The sequence below is a fragment of the Leptolyngbya sp. FACHB-1624 genome (assembly GCF_047649235.1).
Lineage (GTDB): Bacteria > Cyanobacteriota > Cyanobacteriia > Leptolyngbyales > Leptolyngbyaceae > Leptolyngbya > Leptolyngbya boryana.
Window position 1 is genome coordinate 1,717,557 of the sequence record NZ_CP180258.1, and the last position, 18,144, is coordinate 1,735,700.

The 18,144-nt window shown below is 46.0% G+C and carries 20 protein-coding genes; 5 read left to right on the forward strand and 15 right to left on the reverse strand.

Translation table 11 applies throughout. The annotated features are described in order from the left end of the window. The first annotated feature begins 27 nt into the window (after nucleotides 1–27). Complete coding sequence (locus tag ACMUEV_RS07925) at nucleotides 28–2,685, forward strand: CHAT domain-containing protein (RefSeq protein ID WP_190652694.1); 2,658 nt, start codon at nucleotides 28–30, stop codon at nucleotides 2,683–2,685. A gap of 216 nt (nucleotides 2,686–2,901) precedes the next feature. Here the strand turns inward: ACMUEV_RS07925 and ACMUEV_RS07930 are convergent, their stop codons facing one another. The 12 genes from ACMUEV_RS07930 to ACMUEV_RS07985 form a co-directional block, all read right to left on the reverse strand. Next, on the reverse strand, nucleotides 2,902–3,573 hold the full coding sequence (locus ACMUEV_RS07930; RefSeq protein WP_190652693.1) for a hypothetical protein: 672 nt from the start codon (nucleotides 3,571–3,573) through the stop codon (nucleotides 2,902–2,904). 137 nt (nucleotides 3,574–3,710) lie between these two features. Then, the gene (locus tag ACMUEV_RS07935; protein ID WP_316425607.1) at nucleotides 3,711–4,610 is read right to left on the reverse strand and encodes a transposase family protein; all 900 of its coding nucleotides are present in this window, start codon (nucleotides 4,608–4,610) and stop codon (nucleotides 3,711–3,713) included. A gap of 34 nt (nucleotides 4,611–4,644) precedes the next feature. Further along, nucleotides 4,645–5,091, reverse strand: a complete 447-nt coding sequence (locus ACMUEV_RS07940; RefSeq protein ID WP_190650491.1) for a hypothetical protein — start codon at nucleotides 5,089–5,091, stop codon at nucleotides 4,645–4,647. A 165-nt stretch (nucleotides 5,092–5,256) separates the two neighbouring features. Continuing rightward, the gene (locus ACMUEV_RS07945; RefSeq protein ID WP_190650493.1) at nucleotides 5,257–6,207 is read right to left on the reverse strand and encodes a F0F1 ATP synthase subunit gamma; all 951 of its coding nucleotides are present in this window, start codon (nucleotides 6,205–6,207) and stop codon (nucleotides 5,257–5,259) included. Between the two features lie 71 nt (nucleotides 6,208–6,278). After that, nucleotides 6,279–7,796, reverse strand: a complete 1,518-nt coding sequence (gene atpA / locus ACMUEV_RS07950) for a F0F1 ATP synthase subunit alpha (protein ID WP_190650495.1) — start codon at nucleotides 7,794–7,796, stop codon at nucleotides 6,279–6,281. A gap of 47 nt (nucleotides 7,797–7,843) precedes the next feature. Continuing rightward, nucleotides 7,844–8,401 (reverse strand): ATP synthase F1 subunit delta, encoded by a 558-nt coding sequence (gene atpH, locus ACMUEV_RS07955; RefSeq protein ID WP_190650496.1) that lies wholly within the window; start codon nucleotides 8,399–8,401, stop codon nucleotides 7,844–7,846. A 3-nt stretch (nucleotides 8,402–8,404) separates the two neighbouring features. Further along, complete coding sequence (locus ACMUEV_RS07960) at nucleotides 8,405–8,956, reverse strand: F0F1 ATP synthase subunit B (RefSeq protein ID WP_190650498.1); 552 nt, start codon at nucleotides 8,954–8,956, stop codon at nucleotides 8,405–8,407. Between the two features lie 86 nt (nucleotides 8,957–9,042). Continuing rightward, nucleotides 9,043–9,465 (reverse strand): F0F1 ATP synthase subunit B', encoded by a 423-nt coding sequence (locus ACMUEV_RS07965; protein ID WP_017289642.1) that lies wholly within the window; start codon nucleotides 9,463–9,465, stop codon nucleotides 9,043–9,045. An 80-nt stretch (nucleotides 9,466–9,545) separates the two neighbouring features. Beyond that, the gene (gene atpE, locus ACMUEV_RS07970) at nucleotides 9,546–9,791 is read right to left on the reverse strand and encodes an ATP synthase F0 subunit C (RefSeq protein WP_017289641.1); all 246 of its coding nucleotides are present in this window, start codon (nucleotides 9,789–9,791) and stop codon (nucleotides 9,546–9,548) included. A 53-nt stretch (nucleotides 9,792–9,844) separates the two neighbouring features. Next, the gene (gene atpB / locus ACMUEV_RS07975; protein WP_017289640.1) at nucleotides 9,845–10,594 is read right to left on the reverse strand and encodes a F0F1 ATP synthase subunit A; all 750 of its coding nucleotides are present in this window, start codon (nucleotides 10,592–10,594) and stop codon (nucleotides 9,845–9,847) included. A gap of 63 nt (nucleotides 10,595–10,657) precedes the next feature. Then, the gene (locus ACMUEV_RS07980) at nucleotides 10,658–11,068 is read right to left on the reverse strand and encodes an ATP synthase subunit I (RefSeq protein WP_017289639.1); all 411 of its coding nucleotides are present in this window, start codon (nucleotides 11,066–11,068) and stop codon (nucleotides 10,658–10,660) included. Between the two features lie 311 nt (nucleotides 11,069–11,379). Continuing rightward, nucleotides 11,380–12,561, reverse strand: coding sequence for a class I SAM-dependent methyltransferase (locus ACMUEV_RS07985; protein ID WP_190650500.1), 1,182 nt, complete (start codon nucleotides 12,559–12,561; stop codon nucleotides 11,380–11,382). A 135-nt stretch (nucleotides 12,562–12,696) separates the two neighbouring features. Between ACMUEV_RS07985 and ACMUEV_RS07990 the strand changes: the two genes are divergently transcribed. Continuing rightward, nucleotides 12,697–13,020, forward strand: a complete 324-nt coding sequence (locus tag ACMUEV_RS07990; protein WP_017289637.1) for a phasin family protein — start codon at nucleotides 12,697–12,699, stop codon at nucleotides 13,018–13,020. A gap of 43 nt (nucleotides 13,021–13,063) precedes the next feature. Continuing rightward, nucleotides 13,064–13,597 carry an FKBP-type peptidyl-prolyl cis-trans isomerase gene (locus ACMUEV_RS07995; RefSeq protein WP_017289636.1) on the forward strand — a complete coding sequence of 178 codons (534 nt, stop codon included), beginning with the start codon at nucleotides 13,064–13,066 and terminating at the stop codon, nucleotides 13,595–13,597. 141 nt (nucleotides 13,598–13,738) lie between these two features. Here the strand turns inward: ACMUEV_RS07995 and ACMUEV_RS08000 are convergent, their stop codons facing one another. After that, nucleotides 13,739–14,524 carry an RNA polymerase sigma factor SigF gene (locus ACMUEV_RS08000; RefSeq protein ID WP_239741201.1) on the reverse strand — a complete coding sequence of 262 codons (786 nt, stop codon included), beginning with the start codon at nucleotides 14,522–14,524 and terminating at the stop codon, nucleotides 13,739–13,741. 311 nt (nucleotides 14,525–14,835) lie between these two features. On the opposite strand from ACMUEV_RS08000, the gene ACMUEV_RS08005 reads away from it, so the two are divergent. After that, entirely contained in the window at nucleotides 14,836–15,291 is a 456-nt protein-coding gene (locus ACMUEV_RS08005) for a hypothetical protein (RefSeq protein ID WP_190650502.1), read from the forward strand. 101 nt (nucleotides 15,292–15,392) lie between these two features. Further along, nucleotides 15,393–17,132, forward strand: coding sequence for a hypothetical protein (locus ACMUEV_RS08010; protein ID WP_347277600.1), 1,740 nt, complete (start codon nucleotides 15,393–15,395; stop codon nucleotides 17,130–17,132). 134 nt (nucleotides 17,133–17,266) lie between these two features. On the opposite strand, the gene ACMUEV_RS08015 is transcribed toward ACMUEV_RS08010, so the two are convergent. Both ACMUEV_RS08015 and ACMUEV_RS08020 read right to left on the reverse strand, forming a co-directional pair. Beyond that, entirely contained in the window at nucleotides 17,267–17,524 is a 258-nt protein-coding gene (locus tag ACMUEV_RS08015; RefSeq protein WP_190650504.1) for a hypothetical protein, read from the reverse strand. Nucleotides 17,525–17,537: 13 nt separating this feature from the next. Beyond that, nucleotides 17,538–17,984, reverse strand: a complete 447-nt coding sequence (locus ACMUEV_RS08020) for a nucleotidyltransferase domain-containing protein (protein ID WP_190650506.1) — start codon at nucleotides 17,982–17,984, stop codon at nucleotides 17,538–17,540. Nucleotides 17,985–18,144 lie beyond the last annotated feature (160 nt).

The following is an 18,144-nucleotide window of genomic DNA, read 5'->3' on the forward strand; positions in this document are numbered from 1 at the left end:
GACATAAACCCATCCTGAGAGGTAACAATGTTACTCAAGAAAATTAGCTTCTCGATCTGTTTTACGCTTCTCTTCATCTGGCAACCTTTATCTTGTCAACAGTTCGCAGCAATCAGTGCAGAGCGCCAATCTGAAAAAATCGCTCAATCCAAACAAATTACACAGACGAGCGCGCAGCCTCTCACACTTTATCAACCCCTCCAGCGCTTGCAATGGGAAGGAGAAACGAGCAAAACTGGAATTGCTTACTTTCCCATTGAGGGATTGCCAGATATTTCTGTTTCTGAAGCTGATTTAGACATCGCTCGTCGATCGCAAGACCCAAAGCTAGTGGCTAAAACATTAGCTGCTTTGGGATTATCACATCATCTTCAGGGTGAATATGACAAAGCGATCGACTACTATCAGCAAGCCTTAAACATTGCCCGCAACCTAGATTCAACCTTAGAAACAACATTACTAGGTAATTTAGGACTCGCGCATGTACAGTCTGGAAATTACTATGCTGAGGCTGTAGATTATTTAGCCCAGTATTTAACTGCTGCTCAAGATCGTAAAAAACTCCAAGCCTTCGGCAATCTAGCAAACGCCTATTTTGGAACAGATTTATATGTAAACGCGATCGAGCTTCACCAAAAACGTCTTACCTTATCTCGAAAATTCAAGGATCAAGCCAGCGAAGCTAAAACATTCAGCGATCTGGGCATAGTCTATCAAGCCCTCGGAGAACGTGCCAAAGCGATTCAGTATCAAGAACAAGCGCTAACCTTAGCGCAGAACATCAAAAATCAATCGATAGAATCACTGGCGTTGGGAAATTTAGGCGTGATTTACCAATCACAACGCAACTATGCCAAATCAACTGAATATCAGCAGAAACGCCTTACCCTTGCCCGTCAGTCTCAAGACCTACGAGGAGAAGCAGAAGCGTTAGGAAATTTGGGCGGAATTGCTTATTTTCAGGGAAATTATCAAGAAGCGATCGCTCAATATGAGCAAGCCTGGAACATTGCTTGGAACAAACTGCGCGATGCCGATCTGATCTATCGAATTCGCGGCAATCAAGGGCTGATCTACGCACAAATGGGCAACTCTGATAAAGCATTAGAGTTCTACGGACAATATCTTCGTTACGCTGCTTCCCGGAGCAATCGACGAGAGGAAGGAATTGCCAGGATCAATGCTGCCGCAGTTCGGTTTCAATCTGGGAACTTAGACGCTGCCGCGAAAAATCTTCAAGCGGCGATCGAGACTTGGGAATCACTGCGATCGCGACTCGGCAACAATGATAGCTTCAAAGTCTCTATCTTTGAAACTCAAAATTCACCTTATAGCAATCTCCAAAGTGTTCTCGTCGCTCAAAATCAACCCGAAGCTGCCCTCGAAATTTCTGAGCGAGGACGTGCCCGCGCCTTTGCCGAACTCCTCGATCGCCGTCTTTCTGGGCTTTCTTCCCGAAAAGAAACGCCGCGATCGCCCCTTGCCTCTTTGACGATCGCGCAAATCAAACAAATTGCTCAAAAGCGCCGCGCGACTCTAGTTGAATACTCGATCATTCCTGCACAGTTCAACGTGAATGGCAAACTAGAAACACGCGAGTCAGAGCTATTGATCTGGGTGATTCAACCGACCGGAACTGTCACTTTACGTCGCGTTGACCTCAAACCGCTTTGGCAATGTCAGGATGCTCAGCCTTGTGCTCCTGAAGAACTCTCTGATATCGTTTCGCTAGGTCGAGCAACGCTAAATGAGGACAGTCAAGCTACTCAAGATGCTGCACATCCCTTACGGCGGCTGCATGAACTCTTGATTCAACCGATCGCAGATCTGCTTCCTCAAGATCCGAATGCTCAAGTTGTCTTTGTGCCGCATCGATCGCTCCTGCTCGTGCCATTTACTGCCTTGCAAGATGCAAAAGGCAAATTCTTGATTGAGCAGCACACTATTTCGATCTCACCTTCGATTCAAGTTCTCGATCTGACGGATCAATTAAGAAAAAAACTAGACACCGTTAGTCAGAAACAAACAGAGAAACAATTAAGCGAAGCTCTGATTATTGGCAATCCGGTCATGCCAAAAGTCGTGACTGAGGTAGGAGAACCCCCTGAACAACTGCCGCCTTTACCCGGATCAGAGCAAGAAGCAAAAACGATCTCTCAAATGCTCAAGTCTTCGGCATTAGTTGGCGAAGCTGCAACAAAATCGAACGTCCTGCAACGTATGAATCGCGCTCGTTTGATTCATCTTGCGACTCACGGCTTGATGGGTGATTTTGTTGGATTAGGAGTACCAGGTGCGATCGCGCTTGCACCAGATACGATCGCCACCGGACAACCTTCTTTAGAAGAAAACGGATTGCTGACTGCGAATGAAATTTTCGATCTCAAACTGAATGCTGAACTCATTGTTCTCAGTGCGTGCAACACTGGACGAGGCAGAATTACCGGAGATGGAGTCATCGGATTATCTCGTGCTTTGATTGCGGCTCAAGTCCCAAGTGTTGTCGTTTCGCTCTGGGCAGTCCCCGATGAAGCAACTGCATTACTCATGACAGAGTTTTATCGAAATTTGCAACAACAGCCGAATAAAGCCCAAGCCTTACGCCAAGCAATGTTGACAACGATGAAGCAATATCCTGCCCCCGTAAATTGGGCAGCATTCATGCTCATTGGCGAAACACATTAGCGATGTTATAAGTTCAACTTTTTTGAGAGAGCTGGAATATTATAAACCTGTCCCCGCGTGGCGAAGCGATCGCGGTTTCTCAGTGGAGATCAAGCTATCTCTACAAAAGTGATTCGGCAACTTTCAGATACGGCGATTACTATGGTAACGGTTCAGGAGCTTTTTAATGGCTGGGTAGGCAGGATCAATGACCTGATTCAAGTCGATCATGAGAATTTATCTTGTTGTATGGAATGCATTCAAAATATTTCTTGCCATATCGAGTGTCGCGTCAAATTCGCGAATCACACTGTCCAAAGAAGCAATCACGTTCCTCCTGGATTTGTTGAACCGACTGTCTATCTTTGGCAGTGCTGCAAGAATACCTCTAAAAGCAGCAATCTCTCCTTTCACATTTGAGATTCCTTCTTCCAAATCACGAATTTGATCTTCTAATACTCCTTCACTGTCATTAGAAGAAGATTCTCTTCCCAGTGCAATACCCCGGCTCAACGCTTCAAAAGCATTGTCTCTAGACTCGGAGAAACTTGGCAATTGTTTTTCTAAGACAATTGAGTATCGACTCATATCTTCAGCAACCAATTGTACTACCTGTTTGAAGCGTGTGTAGTCACCTTGAGTGCCTAAAGTACCTAATGAGTCAACTTCATCTGAACGTCTCTGTATCTGTGTTCCTATATCAATAGTCGCTTCTGCAATCGCTCGTAGAGGTGTGAGCATTGCTTCAGACTCTCTCGTAACAATGTCGTAGTAATCCAGAAGCCCGTAGTCGTTCTCATCTTCAGTAGTTGTATCAAGGCTAGGCTCAAGTATTTTATTTTGAAGTGTTGAAGATTCAGTAAGTAAAAAATCTCTTGCCGAAAGCCTGTTTTTCCAACGTTGTACCACGAGACTCAGATGCGTCCGTACTGTGGATTCAAAAGCAGTTGTGCTTTCAAATGAGCAGTAAATTGACTCATCTGCAATACTAGAGTTGTTGGGGAATAAGTTGTAGAGTTGTGAAATTCCTGCTTTTTGCCATCAGGTTAAGCAGCGATCAAGTAAAAGTTCCAGAGTCCGGCAGCAGTCAGCATCAAACGGTCATCAAAATCTTGTGTGCGATTCCGATAAATCGCACTCGCCGCCCCATAACGCTTGATGCCTGCAAACGCATTTTCACAGACAACTCGCGATTGGCTCAAACTGCGATTTTCTTGTTTCTGTTCCTCGCTTAGCTCACCTCCTCTCGGTTTCTTGTGTGGAATACGAATATTGACATACTCGGATTGCAAGCCTTGAAAGCCTAAATCTACCTCGATTGGGATCTCATCCGGGATATGAAAAGCGATCTCCTCTTCCGCTTCAAATCGCTTATCGTGGAGCTTTCCCTCACGAGATGGACTCAACACTAACACTCGCTTGGTTTGGTCTACTGCCGCAAGATGCTTGCGAGTATGTCGGCGCTTTTTGCCGGAGTAGTTCTGCGTCTGAGTGTCTGGATCTTGCGGACGTTGAATCGGGCGCTCTGTCCCATCAATCATCACCCGCTCCACACCTGGAAACATTTCTAGGAACGCTTCAATACTCCGCAGCTTGCGCTCTGGTAGCACCATCTCATGACCCAACGCTGCTTCAAGAACAGGTTGCAGTTCGTGCATCCATTCGTGTGTTTGGGAGCGGTCCAGGTCAAACAAAATTCCCGCTAAATCAAACGTCGGGTAGCACTTGAAGTAGAGCAAAATATAGAACAGCTTCGCTTCTATGCTTTGCAGTCTCGCTTTGCGTCCACCTCCCCTTGCTCGTTTTCGCACGGGCTTTGCTGCTACTCGACTTGCCTCATACGCCTGCTCAAAACTCGGCAGCAAGGCATCAAAAGCTTTGCGATTTAGCCCTGTCAATGCTCGCAGCAGTCGGTCTTGGTTCAGTGCGCGTTCAAGGTTTAGCATCGGGTAAGATGACGGTTCTCTTGTCTATTATCACTTATTTCCCAACAGGTCTACTGTTTCTGAATTCTTGAACTTTGCTTAACTGTTGACTATCAATCTTAGAGGGGGCAATAGGAGCATCTTTGAAGTAGAGCATCAAATCAACAGACTCAGGATCTACCTTGAATCTGGAGTAAGCACGCTCAAATTCTTCGATTGCGCCTGATGTAGCCCTAAGTGTTGGTGTTCCTGCCCTACCCCAAAAGATTCCAATAAAAATGTCGTAATCATTAATCATTTGCGAATTTACGATATCCTGAGGATCACTGCCAAAACTGGGATATACGTGAGTTTCCCACCTATTCAGCTCCAATCGTAACCTTAAGTTTTTTGCCCAAGTTCTGTTTAATTCTGAGATGACAGCTTCTAAAATATCTCGTTCTTCTTTGACATCGGAAGGAGACGCAACGAAGACTTGCAGTACAGTTTCAATTTTCGGCATTTTGTCGTGAAGAAGAATTATAGATGCCCAAATCTTACTGTGTTGTTCAGTACCTTTGTACGACTTAGCATGTAGAGATTACCGAACTAATGTATTAACTGAAATTCTTCAAACAAAAAAGCGCCCAGAATTTCCCTGGACGCTCTCAGAATATTTGAGATAACTCTAGTTCAGTGCATCTGCACCTGCAACTACTTCAAGCAGTTCCTGAGTAATCGCCGCTTGACGTGCCTTGTTATAAGACAACGTCAACGAACCAATCAAATTCTTCGCGTTATCACTCGCATTGTTCATCGCTGTCATCCGAGCCGCCAACTCACTAGCTGCCGCTTCTTGCAGCGCCCGCAGTAATTGGTTATTCAGATACAACGGCAGCAATGCGTCGAGAATTTGTACTGGATCTTGCTCGAAGATCATATCTTGTGGGAAAGACTGAACTTCAGGAGCCGACACTTTCTCACGTTCGACTTGAAACTGACCGCCACGAGTCGTCAAGCGAAAGATCTCATCATCTGCAACTTCCAATCCTTGCGGATCAAGCGGTAACAGCGTTTGAACAACCGGACGAGAGGCAATCAAGGAAACAAATTTCGTGTAGATCAGCTCAACTCGATCGACACTTTCCGACAAGAACTGAGATAAGACCACATCCGCGATCTGAGCCGCTTCTGATGCGGTCGGGATCTGTTCTAGCCCAGAGTAAGTTTCCACGATCGGATAATCCCGACGTTGGAAATATTGCGTTGCTTTTCGACCGACAATGACCATTTTGTAGTCAATGCCTTCCGCTTTCAGTTCCTTAGCACGAATTTCAGCCCGACGGATAACGTTAGCATTGTAACCACCGCACAATCCACGATCGCCCGAAATTACTAATAAACCAACAGTACCGACATTCCGCTTTCTCAAAAGCGGTAAGTCAGCTTCTTCAAACTTCAATCGAGCTTGCAAGCCGTAGAGCACTTGCGCTAAGCGATCGGCAAACGGACGAGTCGCAGTCACTTGCTCTTGTGCACGACGCACCTTCGCTGCTGCCACAAGCCGCATTGCTTCTGTAATCTTTTTCGTGTTCTTGACCGACTGAATGCGATCGCGAATAAATTTTAGGTTTGCCATGATTTGAAACGATTTTAGAGTTTAGCGTTTGGATTCTGAATCGATCGAAGATCCAGAATCCAAAATCCGTCTTAGGCAGCAACCATCAAGGCTTGCTTCGTCTCGGTAATCGCTTCTTTCAACAGCGCTTCCGCTTCATCGCTCAACACTTTCGAGGTCTGAACGATCTCAAGATACTTCGGCTTGCCAGTCTTCAGATACTCACGCAGATTCGTCACAAAAGTCGTGACCTTATCCACAGGGATATCATCCAAGTAACCATTAATGCCGGAGTAGATCACAGCAACTTGCTCAGCCACCGAAAGCGGCGAATACTGAGGCTGTTTCAAAATCTCACGCAGACGCACACCGCGAGCAAGTTGGTTCTGGGTAGACTTATCCAAGTCAGATGCAAACTGTGCAAACGCTTCCAATTCAGCGAACTGTGCAAGCTCAAGTTTCACCTTACCTGCAACTTTCTTCATCGCCTTGGTTTGTGCCGCAGAACCTACACGGGATACCGAAATACCCGCGTTCACCGCTGGGCGCAGACCTGAGTTAAACAAGTCAGAGGACAAGAAGATCTGACCATCCGTAATCGAAATCACGTTCGTTGGAATATATGCAGATACGTCACCCGCTTGGGTTTCGATGATCGGCAATGCTGTCATGCTACCGCCACCCAATTCATCGCTGAGTTTTGCAGCACGCTCAAGCAAGCGAGAGTGAACGTAGAATACGTCTCCAGGATAAGCTTCACGGCCCGGCGGACGACGCAGCAAGAGCGACATTTGGCGATAAGCCTGAGCTTGCTTAGACAAGTCATCATAGATCACCAGGGTTGCTTGACCTTTGTACATGAAGTACTCAGCCAAAGCTGCACCCGTGTAAGGTGCGAAGTATTGCAGAGTTGCCGGATCGTTTGCGTTTGCTGCAACGACAATCGTGTATTCCATCGCGCCACGATCTTGCAGCACTTGGACAATGTTCGCAACAGTCGAAGCTTTTTGTCCAATCGCAACGTAAACGCAGATTACGCCTTCGCCTGCTTGGTTTAGAATCGTGTCAACCGCAACGGAAGTCTTTCCAGTTTGACGGTCACCAATAATCAACTCACGCTGACCCCGACCGATGGGAATCATTGAGTCGATCGCAGTAATTCCGGTTTGCATCGGCTCACAAACCGACTTCCGGGCAATAATCCCTGGAGCCATCGATTCGATGAGACGGGTTTCAGTCGTCGCAATATCGCCTTTACCATCGATCGGACGTGCCAAAGAATCGACCACGCGACCGATCATTGCTTCGCCTACGGGAATTTGAGCAATCCGCCCGGTTGAAGTCACAGCACTTCCTTCTTGAATGCTGCGACCGTCGGACATCAATACCGCACCGACGTTATCTTCTTCCAGGTTCAATGCCATCCCGACCGAACCATCTTCAAACTGCACCAATTCGCCGGACATGCACTTTTCCAAGCCATAGATCCGAGCGATGCCGTCACCGACTTGTAGGACAGTTCCAACATTTTGAACTTTTACGCCTTGATCGTAAGTTTCGATCTGCTGACGAATAATGTTACTAATTTCGTCTGGTCTGATTGCTGCCATTGGAAACCTCTATTAAAGGATGAGAAATGAAGAAAAAAGGGGGAAGTCTAAGTCGCACTGGTCAGACGTAGCGTAATCCGACGCAGTTGACCGCGGAGACTTGCATCAATTACCTGCGAACCAACTTTGATGATCACACCACCAATGAGTTCAGGATCGATTTTTGTTTCGATGTCGACCGAGTTCGCATTCGTCATCGCAATGACTTTGCTACGAATCGCATTTTTCTGATCGTCGCTCAGTTCAACCGTCGAAATCACTTCTGCCAAAACTGCCTGCTTCAATTTCCGCAGCAGTTTTCGATATTGCTGGCAGATGCCTTCGAGAAAAGTGATCCGTCGTCGATCGACCAGTAACATCAAGAAATTCCGCGTAAACGGATGAATCGCATCACCAAAGACTTGATTCAGTACGGCTTTCTTCACATCAGCTTTCGCCAAAGGACTCGCTACCAGGGCTTTTAGATCTTCTGACGCATTCAGCGTGTCGAGAATGTTCGCCATATCTTCGCCGAAGCGATCGACTAAATCATTCGACTGTCCCAAAGACATCAACGCCTGAGCGTAAGGTTCTAAAACCTCAGAGGTCAAAATATTTTCTGCCATTGATTAACCCTCGCTCAATAACGCAATACTGCGATCGACTAATCTCTGCTGCGAATCATCGTTCAAGCGATTTGGCAATTCGCCAGATGCGCGTTCCAGTGCCATCGCTGCCACTCGTTGACGCAATTCGTTGATGATGCGTTCTTGCTCTGAAGAAATATCCGCCGCAGCCGTTTCCCGCATCCGAACGATATCTTGTTCAGCCTTTGCAAGAATTTCGTCTGCCGACTTCTTCGCCGCAACTTCAGCATCGGATCGAATCTTTGCTGCTTCTTGTTGAGCTTGAGCCAATTTCTGTTGCTGCTCTGCCAATGCTGATGCAGCAGTCTTTTTCCGGCTTTCCGCTTCAGAAATTGCTTGCTCGATCGCGGCACGCCGTTCGCCCAGTGCTTTACTGAGAAAACCGCGTCCAAAATATACCACTATCGCAATAACGATGCTGAGGTTAATCAGGTTGGTTTCGAGGATATCGAAGTTTAATCCGAAACCGCCCCCCTCTGCTTCTGCCAAAATCGGATGAATCACTCCGCTGGCAAGTCGCAAATACATTTCCATGACACTTTTCCAAAACTGCGCGTTGTCTATCCCAAACCGGACGGGGAATTGTTCTCATCGGGAGCCTTGATCAACCAGCAGCCTCGTTAAATTCCAACTAATAATTTGTCTAGAATTTCACGACTTAAGGCTTCCACTTGCTGCTCTAGCGTTTGCATCGCAGCCGCTTTTTGCTGGTCTAACTCTTTCTGAGTTTGTTCCCGCTGTTGTTGTGCTTCTTGCTGTGCCGCTGCAATTTTCTGTGCCGCGATTTGGTTTGCGTCAGCTTGAGCTTTTGCGATCGCGCTTTGATAAGCCCGACGCGATTCAGCGAGTTCAGTTTCGTACTGTTTCGCTAATGCTTCTGCTTTTGCCAACCGCTCCTTCGCATCAGCTTCAGTGCCGCGAATAAAATCATTACGATCTTCAACAACCTTGGTCAAAGGCTTGAAGAACACAATGTTCAACACTGCAACCAACAGTAAAAATTGCACCGCCATCAACGGCAGCGTTGCATCAAAATCAAACATTGTAGGAAGTAAGAGCTAGAAGGACACACTCAAAACTCGGAACACAGAATCGATCTGAATTCCGAGTTTTGAACTCGAACTTATGCAAATGGGTTCGCGAACAAGAGAACCAACGCGATTACCAGACCGTAGATGGTCAGAGATTCCATAAACGCGAGGGTCAACAGCAACGTACCGCGAATTTTGCCTTCTGCTTCAGGCTGACGTGCAATTCCTGCAACAGCTTCTCCAGAAGCATTACCTTGACCAATACCAGGTCCAATTGCAGCAAGACCGATCGCGAGTGCAGCAGCGATTACAGAAGCAGCAGCAACGGTAGGATTCATAGTGATTTTCCTTCGATTGAATACGGTGAACAGATTCGGACAAGAAAATGCGGCTAATCGTGATGTTCGTCGCCGTGACCTTCAAGTGCTTCGTGAATGTAAGCACCTGCCAGAGTCGCAAACACCAAAGCCTGAATTGCACTGGTAAATAAACCCAGCAGCATCACAGGAAGTGGGACGAACAGCGGCACTAGAAGCACCAATACACCGACCACCAATTCATCCGCCAAGATGTTACCAAAAAGTCGGAAGCTGAGTGAAAGCGGCTTCGTGAAGTCTTCTAGAATCGCGATGGGCAGAAGAACCGGAGTAGGTTGAACGTACTTCGCAAAGTAGCCCAATCCTTTCTTACTGAAGCCTGCGTAAAAATATGCCAGCGACACCAAGAGTGCTAAAGCAACTGTGGTGTTGATGTCATTCGTGGGGGCAGCGAGTTCGCCTTCTGGTAGCTTAATCAGCTTCCAGGGAACGAGTGCGCCCGACCAGTTAGAGACAAAGATGAACAGAAACAGAGTGCCAATAAACGGAACCCAAGGACGGTACTCTTTCTCGCCTAGCTGGTTTTTTGCCAACTCACGCACAAACTCCAGCGCGTACTCCATCAGGTTCTGAATGCCTTTTGGAACGCGTTGAGCGTTACGGGTTGCGAGCAATGAAGCTCCAACCAATAGCCCGATGACGATCCAAGAGACAATAAATACCTGCCCATGAATCTTCAGATTGCCAATTTGCCAGTAGAGGTGATGACCCACTTCTAAGCTGGCGATCGGTAAAACGTTGGGAGCGTCGAGGAAATTAAGCATTTCAGTTCAGGCGGCTTTCCCCAGATTCAAGGAGCAATATTTTTTTCGCGAATTTCTATTAAGTTAGGTCTGAGTTTGTTCAGGCTTAAACAGAATCCGCAAGGTATGGACGAGTAGGGTTCCTTTATACGTTAAAAAGCCTAGAAATACAGGCAGCACATGAAGATCTTTCACTTGAGTAACGAGAACCATTACCCCAATAAAAACAGCTAAATGTGTTTTGCTGATTTTTTGCTTTTCCGTACCGAGTCGCTCTACATTTCGCGCCAATAACTTTAAGTAAACCACACCTGTACACGCTCCAATTAAATAATTCAGAGCAGTGTTGAGCGAATAGAAATACCAGACAGGGAAGAATATTAGCCCAGTCAAGATCACGGTTACGATTAGCAACTCATTTTGGAGTCGATAAAAGTCATCCATGGACTGACTTGACTCTGGTTTTTCTGTACCAGTTTGGATCGTTTCTTCCATAGCAGGCGCGGCTCCAAAGTTAGATTCACATTGTCATGATAACGATCGAATATCATTGATGTCCGAGCGATCCCCAACAATCTGAACCAGAAGCAATCATATCATGTGGAGGTAATAATACTTAATGACTTTTGACACGGGGATTTTGTCAATTGCCGATCAAAGAATTTCTACTCTGAGGGTTGTCAAAAGCGCCTGAGTGATGCTGTGAGAACGGACATCAGCCGAGAAAATCGTATTCTGGCTGAAGGGATTCATGACCGCTTGCTTGAATCGGCAGCCATGAATTCCTTCACAAACGGCAACAAATCCTACGGAGTCAGTAAGATAAGCTGCTGTTCTTGCAGCGATCGCACTTTATCGATCGAAATCGAAACCGTCGAGAGAATCTCTTGCACCGATTGTGTCTGATTACCATCGCAAGCCTTCAAAAATTCAAACTCATCTTCAGCCAGATTGATGATTTGGTAATCGTAATTAAACAAACAGCGGCTCTCCCATCCGTCCATACAAGGACTGCGTTCAGGAATTGCCTGTAAAAGGGCTTCATCCGAACTCCAATCTGATTTTGGTAATTCCCCTCGACTCAAGAAGAATTCGTAATGAGTCACCGACTCTGGATCAAGGAGTTCAATTAAGCGATATCTTTCTTGATCGCTCAATTTGTCCGCCCGTTCCAGCAAGTCCGGCTGATTGAACAGTCGCGATGCCTCCCACTGACGCGGATTTGAGAAGCCTAAAAAATTCAATCCAGACGCATCAATCAACTCAAACAGCGTGTGAATGTTGTAATCGACTTCACGCGGATGGACATACATGTCGGCAAAACACTCATCGCGCGTATTCTCCATCGACCAGCGCTCTTGTTCTCGGCGCACCAGACGATTGTTTGGAGGCAAGGACGCAAAAATCTGCCGCCCGATCGCTACGCCTTCGCGATAGTCGGATCGATCCGATTGCAAAAGCTTAATCGCTTCTTGCATCAGTTGAATTTCATATCGTCCCAATTCTGAATACACAAAAATGTGCATCAATCCACCCGGCGCCAGTTTGGTTGCCAAGGATTGAATCCCTCGGTTTGGATCGGGTAAATGGTGCAATACGCCCACGCAATTAATTAAATCGAACTGACCGGAAAGTTGATTGGCATCGTAGAGACTGAGGTGATGAAACTCAACACGATCGGCTCCCGATCTCTGACAGCGCTCTCGCGCAACGGTTAACGCCCCTGCACTCAAATCAATCCCCGTCACCTGAGCGTGAGGATTCAAATGCACAAGATATTCTGTGCCAACGCCTGTTCCACATCCCGCATCTAAAATCCGGACATCTTGGCGTTTCGGTTTCTGTCCGGTACAAAAACTATACGCAGCCAGCCAATTCCAGCGCCAGTTGTAGCCGGGTGGTGGCTCATCTAATAAAGGCTCTGGTGGAAAAGGGTAGGTGTTATAAAGTGCGGCAACTGCAGCACTAATGGTTTGAGAATCTGACATAAAATTCGCGAAAATCACAGCAAGCGTGTATTTCTAGTGTCGCACTGGATGGACGCAGACGGGAAACCGTCCTGTTGCGGATTAACAAGGATTTGCCAGAATGAATGCAGCCACGATCGACGAACGACTAAAAATATGGATAACAACAATTGGATCACGCAACTGCTGATGCTCGGTGTGGGCACAACGTCTTTGGTCGCTGAAAAACTCAAAGAAGTTGGGGATCAGTGGGTGAAAGAGGGCAAACTCAATCCCGATCAGGCAAAAGGCTTCGTCGATGATCTGATGAATCAACTGAAAACCGAGCAGGGCGGATTTGAAGCCCAGTTTCAGCGGCAGCTTCGCAACATGCTGATGGATTTGGGTGTGCCTCGCCAGAACGAAATGGATGAATTGCGCGGCAGACTCGATCGCTTAGAGCGACAGGTGCGAGATTTAGAAAATAAGCTCTGGAAATGAGAATCAGTGTGAAAATTGAAAAGCACATTCAAGAAAACTGATCATGAGAGAGATTTTGATCAGCTTCGGCGTCATGGTGGCTTGTATTGCGGTGCTGGTCGTGGCACAGATTACGGGAGGTTCTCGTGATAGCGCGATCGCTGCTGAAATGCCTAAGACCGAAGCTGCTCCTGTAGTTCAAGTAGCACAAGCTGCTGATTTAAAACCGATGACAACTCCGAATCCTGCTGAATCGAAAGAACCGACCGAAACTGCGTCTGGTCTGAAATATGTTGATGTGGTTGAAGGAACGGGCGAGACTCCTGAAGTGGGTCAACTCGTGACGGTTCATTACACGGGAACGTTAAAAGACGGCACGAAGTTTGATAGTTCTCGCGATCGCGGTCAGCCTTTCAAATTCAAAATTGGCGTAGGGCAGGTGATCAAAGGCTGGGATGAAGGCGTTGGCTCAATGAAAGTGGGCGGTCGTCGCACTTTAGAAATTCCACCCGATTTGGGGTATGGAAGTCGAGGCATTGGCCCGATTCCACCAAATTCGACGCTATTTTTTGATGTGGAATTGCTCAAGGTTGGCTAGATTTTTTAATTGAGCGATCGTCTAAGCTCCCTGATTCTCAACCAATCGGGGAGCTTATTTTATTGAAATCTTGAAAGACAAGAAACGCCGGATTGATTCAATCCGGCGACTCGATAGATGAAAAATTTGGCTGTCAATTTCTTAGGGATCGCTCTGCATCACTTGAGGATGAAGCAATCCGACCATTTGTTGAATTCCGCGATGAATCCGGCGCGTCACCGTCATCGGGCTGACTCCAATCTGTTCTGCGACTTCTTTACGCGATAAATCATGTAGGAAAACATATTCGATCGCTTGGCGGGTCTTATCTTCAAGCTGATTTAAGGCGCGTTGTAATTGCTGGCGGTCTTCTTCGAGCACTTGGAGGGCTTGATATCTGACATCGGGTAAGGTGTCGCCCAATGTCATCGGAGAATCTAACTGCTGACACACGGTTGCGTCTAAACTCAGCGGTAATCGGTTCTTTGCAGCCAGTTTGCTCTCGCGCCATTCGTTCACCGACACTTTTAATACATCTGCAATCTCTTCGTCACTGGGTTGCCGTCCGAAGGCTTCCATTAATTGTTCGCGGACTCGTTGCCCTTCTTTATTCAATTGCTGCCAGCGACGGGGAATTTTGACGGTTCCAGCGCGATCGCGTAAGAAGTGAAGCATTTCGCCTCGAATATACGGTACGGCGAACGAACTGAACGCGCATCCTTGATTGGGATTAAACCGTTCGATCGCTCGAATCAGCCCTAAATATCCAATCTGTTCGAGGTCTTCATAGGGTTCTGCACATTGATGACTCACCCGATGAGCGATTTTCCGCACTAAACCTGCATTCATCTGCACCAACTGGTTTCGCAGTCTTACCGAGGGGTTTTGGTGATACGAAACTAACAGTTCCATTCCACGGGAGCGTAAAGAAGATTGAGTTGCCATCATCTACCACAAGGTCAAAGTTCACATCAGCGTTGAGCTTATTTTCTGTATAGAAATGGTTTCAAGCCATCGTCGATATACGGTACTGATCGAGTTTCTTCTGGTATGAATTCGGCAGAAACACGCAAGATCTCAATCCTTTGTATAGAGGGCATTTCGACCAATTTAGGGCTGTGATCTGTGTCATATTTCGGATGTGATTGTACTCATCCAAAAGTGTGATTTATATCTCTTCTTTTAGATGAGGAAATACATTTTTAATAACTTTATTTTGAATGTCATAACTCGGCTGAAACATAGCAGGAATAACAATTATGGCAACCCAAAAAGACAAAAAACCACAAAAAGAAATGGATTCTTCTAAGTTAGAAAAAGAGCAAAATTCGGCTCAACAAACAAGCGGAGGATCAGATCTCGATAATGCTCCCGATGTCGAATCTTTGACAGAGATTCTACACGGAGATCCTACGGAGATCGAATCCAATGAAGCGATCGATTCGATCGATGAATGGGTGGATTTTCTCAAAGGTCACAAGGAGGACAATATCAAAGAGTTGTCTGCATCTTTGAAGGAACTGAAAAAACTCTTGAGGGGCAAAAAGTCTGATGGAAGTGAAATTGCGGAGGTGCTAGAGACGCTTGGCGAGCAAACGAATGCGATCGGAGATGAAGCGGCTCGCGGTGTGAAAGGGCCTCTGCACACCTTGGGCAAGGCGTTAATTACGTTCAGCCACAAGATCGAACGCACGGCTGCAAAAGATGAGGAATAGTCTGCTGATAAACGCTCTGAAGTCTGTCTAAAACTTGCGAGCAGCGAGATTGGACGAAATGTAAGTTCAATCTCGCTGCCTCGTTTGTAAGATTTTCTAGCGTGGGTAATCTAGACGAGCGATCGTTAACGAGTATTTCACGCTATATGGATCATCGTAAGCTTCAGAATCAGCACTTTACTGCTCTCAAGGAGAAGTATCAAGTTGAGCACAACCAATCTGCTGAACCGGACATTTTTCTGTATTTCATTCTTAGGAAAGCTGAGTTAGGGATTCAGATTACAGAGATAGAGTTTCAATGGCTCATTGAGAATCGCTTCACTAAAACCGCTGGCATCATTGATTTGCAGCAATACAAAACCGAAGAGCTACAAAGACTAGAAGCTGAACTTTTGCGGCTCCGAGTTCGCTATTGTATTCCAGAAGATGCAGAGCTTACGATCTCAAATCCTATCAGTTCATTGCTCTGGAAAGTAGAATCTGGAGGTGTTATTTCAGCTTCGGAGTTAGAACTTCTCAATCATGATGCTCTTGTAGATACAAGGAAAGTGATTCAGGAAGTTTTGCAGTTTTCGCAACTCAAAGTGACCTACAAAGCGGCAAAACATCTTGATCGTCTCCCAGAGGAGCCTCTCTTCTCAATTCTGAAAAAACTGGATGTTCGTGAACAGTTAACTGATGCTGAAGCAGATTGGCTTTTAGCTCATGATTTCTATGAAACATTAGACATTTATTGGCAGCAGGAAAACGAGAGAAAAGCTGAACGCGAGTTTTCAGTGCTTAAGACAAAATATCAAGTTGAAGCGCATCCGGATACTTCTATTTCTAGTCCGCTCTATACCATTCTCAAGAAGTTAGACGCAGAAGAGGCGCTAGTCAATCGGGAATGCAAATGGCTAAGCAAGCAAAATCTAAACACGCTCGTCATTCTTGCACAGCATCATAAAGATAAAATTCTTTTTGCATCACTGAAATCGAAGTATCAAGCAACTCAGTGCGAGAGTTCAGAGCCTACTAATCCTTTGTTCCTGATTTTGAAACGTCTTGAGGCACTCAATTCAGAAACCTCTATGCGGAACTGGGATTCCCAAGTTATTGCAGGAGACATTCAATGGCTATCAGATCAAGGATTGGCTGGAACAGCACAGATACTGATACAGACGCATTTCAGGATGTTAAAAACAAAATATCGAATTTTCGGAGCATTAGCGATCGAGCCATTCTACGAAATCATGCTCAGATTGGAGCGAGGAGAACGACTTGACCCAAAACAAGTTGTGCAACTTATTGAAGAAGGTCGTCTTTCTCGAACTGGCAACATTGCGATCGCTCACTATCGATTAGAAGCTATTTTCTATGAGAAAGAATACCGACGTACTGGAAATCGATGGAATCTAGCAAGTGCAAGTAGTAATTGGCGCAAAGCAGGTAAACCTGAAAAAGCGTTACAGGTGACAGAGACTCTGAATTGGGACAAAGTAAAAGAACTAGACTTGAAAGCAGCTTTGCTCGTTACAAGAGGAGCAGCTTTCCGCGATTTGGAACAGCTAGATGAGGCAGAACAGTGTGCAACAAAAGCTATGGAATACCAACCGGAGAGTCATCAGCCTTTCACCTTAATGGGCGCTTTGTCCTACGATCGAGGTAACTATACTCAGGGCGATGATTGGTTTGAAATGGCAGTAGAGCGTGGAGCGACTGATACAGACAATGAAATTGAAAAAATTGTCAGGATGACGAAACAGAAGGAAAAACGCCGAGAAGTTGTCGAGTATCTTCTCAATAAAGATCCAGACCGCTACAAATGGGCGAAGGTCTATCTTAAACCAGAGTCACTTTAGGAGCGACGAGCACGAAGCTACGTTATACATTCAGAGATTTGACAGGCTTAGATGTTGCTAACTGAACATATTCTTTAGATGCTTAAAAAAGCTGGTGGTCTCCTATGAGTGGAGCTACCAGCTTCATTTCTCAATCAACTAGAGAACTTACTTCGACTCGGTGAAGTCAGCATCGATGACATCATCGCCACCCGAGGTCGAACCACCGCCACCAGCACTTGCACCTGGATCAGCGCCAGGTGCTTCGCCGCCTGCTTGCTGATAGAGGTTTTGGCTAATGCCGTATAAGGACTGTTGCAGGTCGGTCTGGAGAGACTTGATTCTATCGAAGTCTTCAGCAGCGATGCCCTAGTAAGAATTTTCTGAAGGCTTGCCTGATTCGTAGAAATCATAAATGTTCTTCAATCAGTCTCCACTTTCAAGCTTTTCCAAATCAGCTAAATCCTGTAACCGTCCTGATGCTTTCTTATTCCGCTTCAGATTCTCCAAGTCGATAAAATTGACCATGACTCCATCAACTTCGATTTCAGACCTTGTACGAAAACAAGTCGCAAAATCCACACCATCTGGCGTTGTAATCATATCAATCCGATTGGGTGGATATCCGAGTTGAATCACTTGATCCGAAGTTAGAAAATCTTCAACGGTTAAATTCAGGGAACCAAAACCGAACTGTTGCAATGCCTGCATGATATTAGTTGCATTCTCCTGGGTCATCTCAATCCAGACATCCAAATCCTTTGTGTAGCGAGGATGCCCGTAAATTGCAACTGCATAGCCGCCCACAACTAGATATCGAACCTGATTATCGTTTAATGATTGTATAAACTCTCTGAAGTCTTGGTTCAGCATCACCGTATTTCCAGAGATGGTACTCTCGACGAATCTCTTCTAATGCATTGATTCTCGCCTGAAAAGATTGAGTTTGCCAATAAGCAATATCTTGGTTTGGCGCTCTCATGCTTGTCTTTACAATTGGCATTGATCGACGAGGAGAATCTTGCATAAGCTT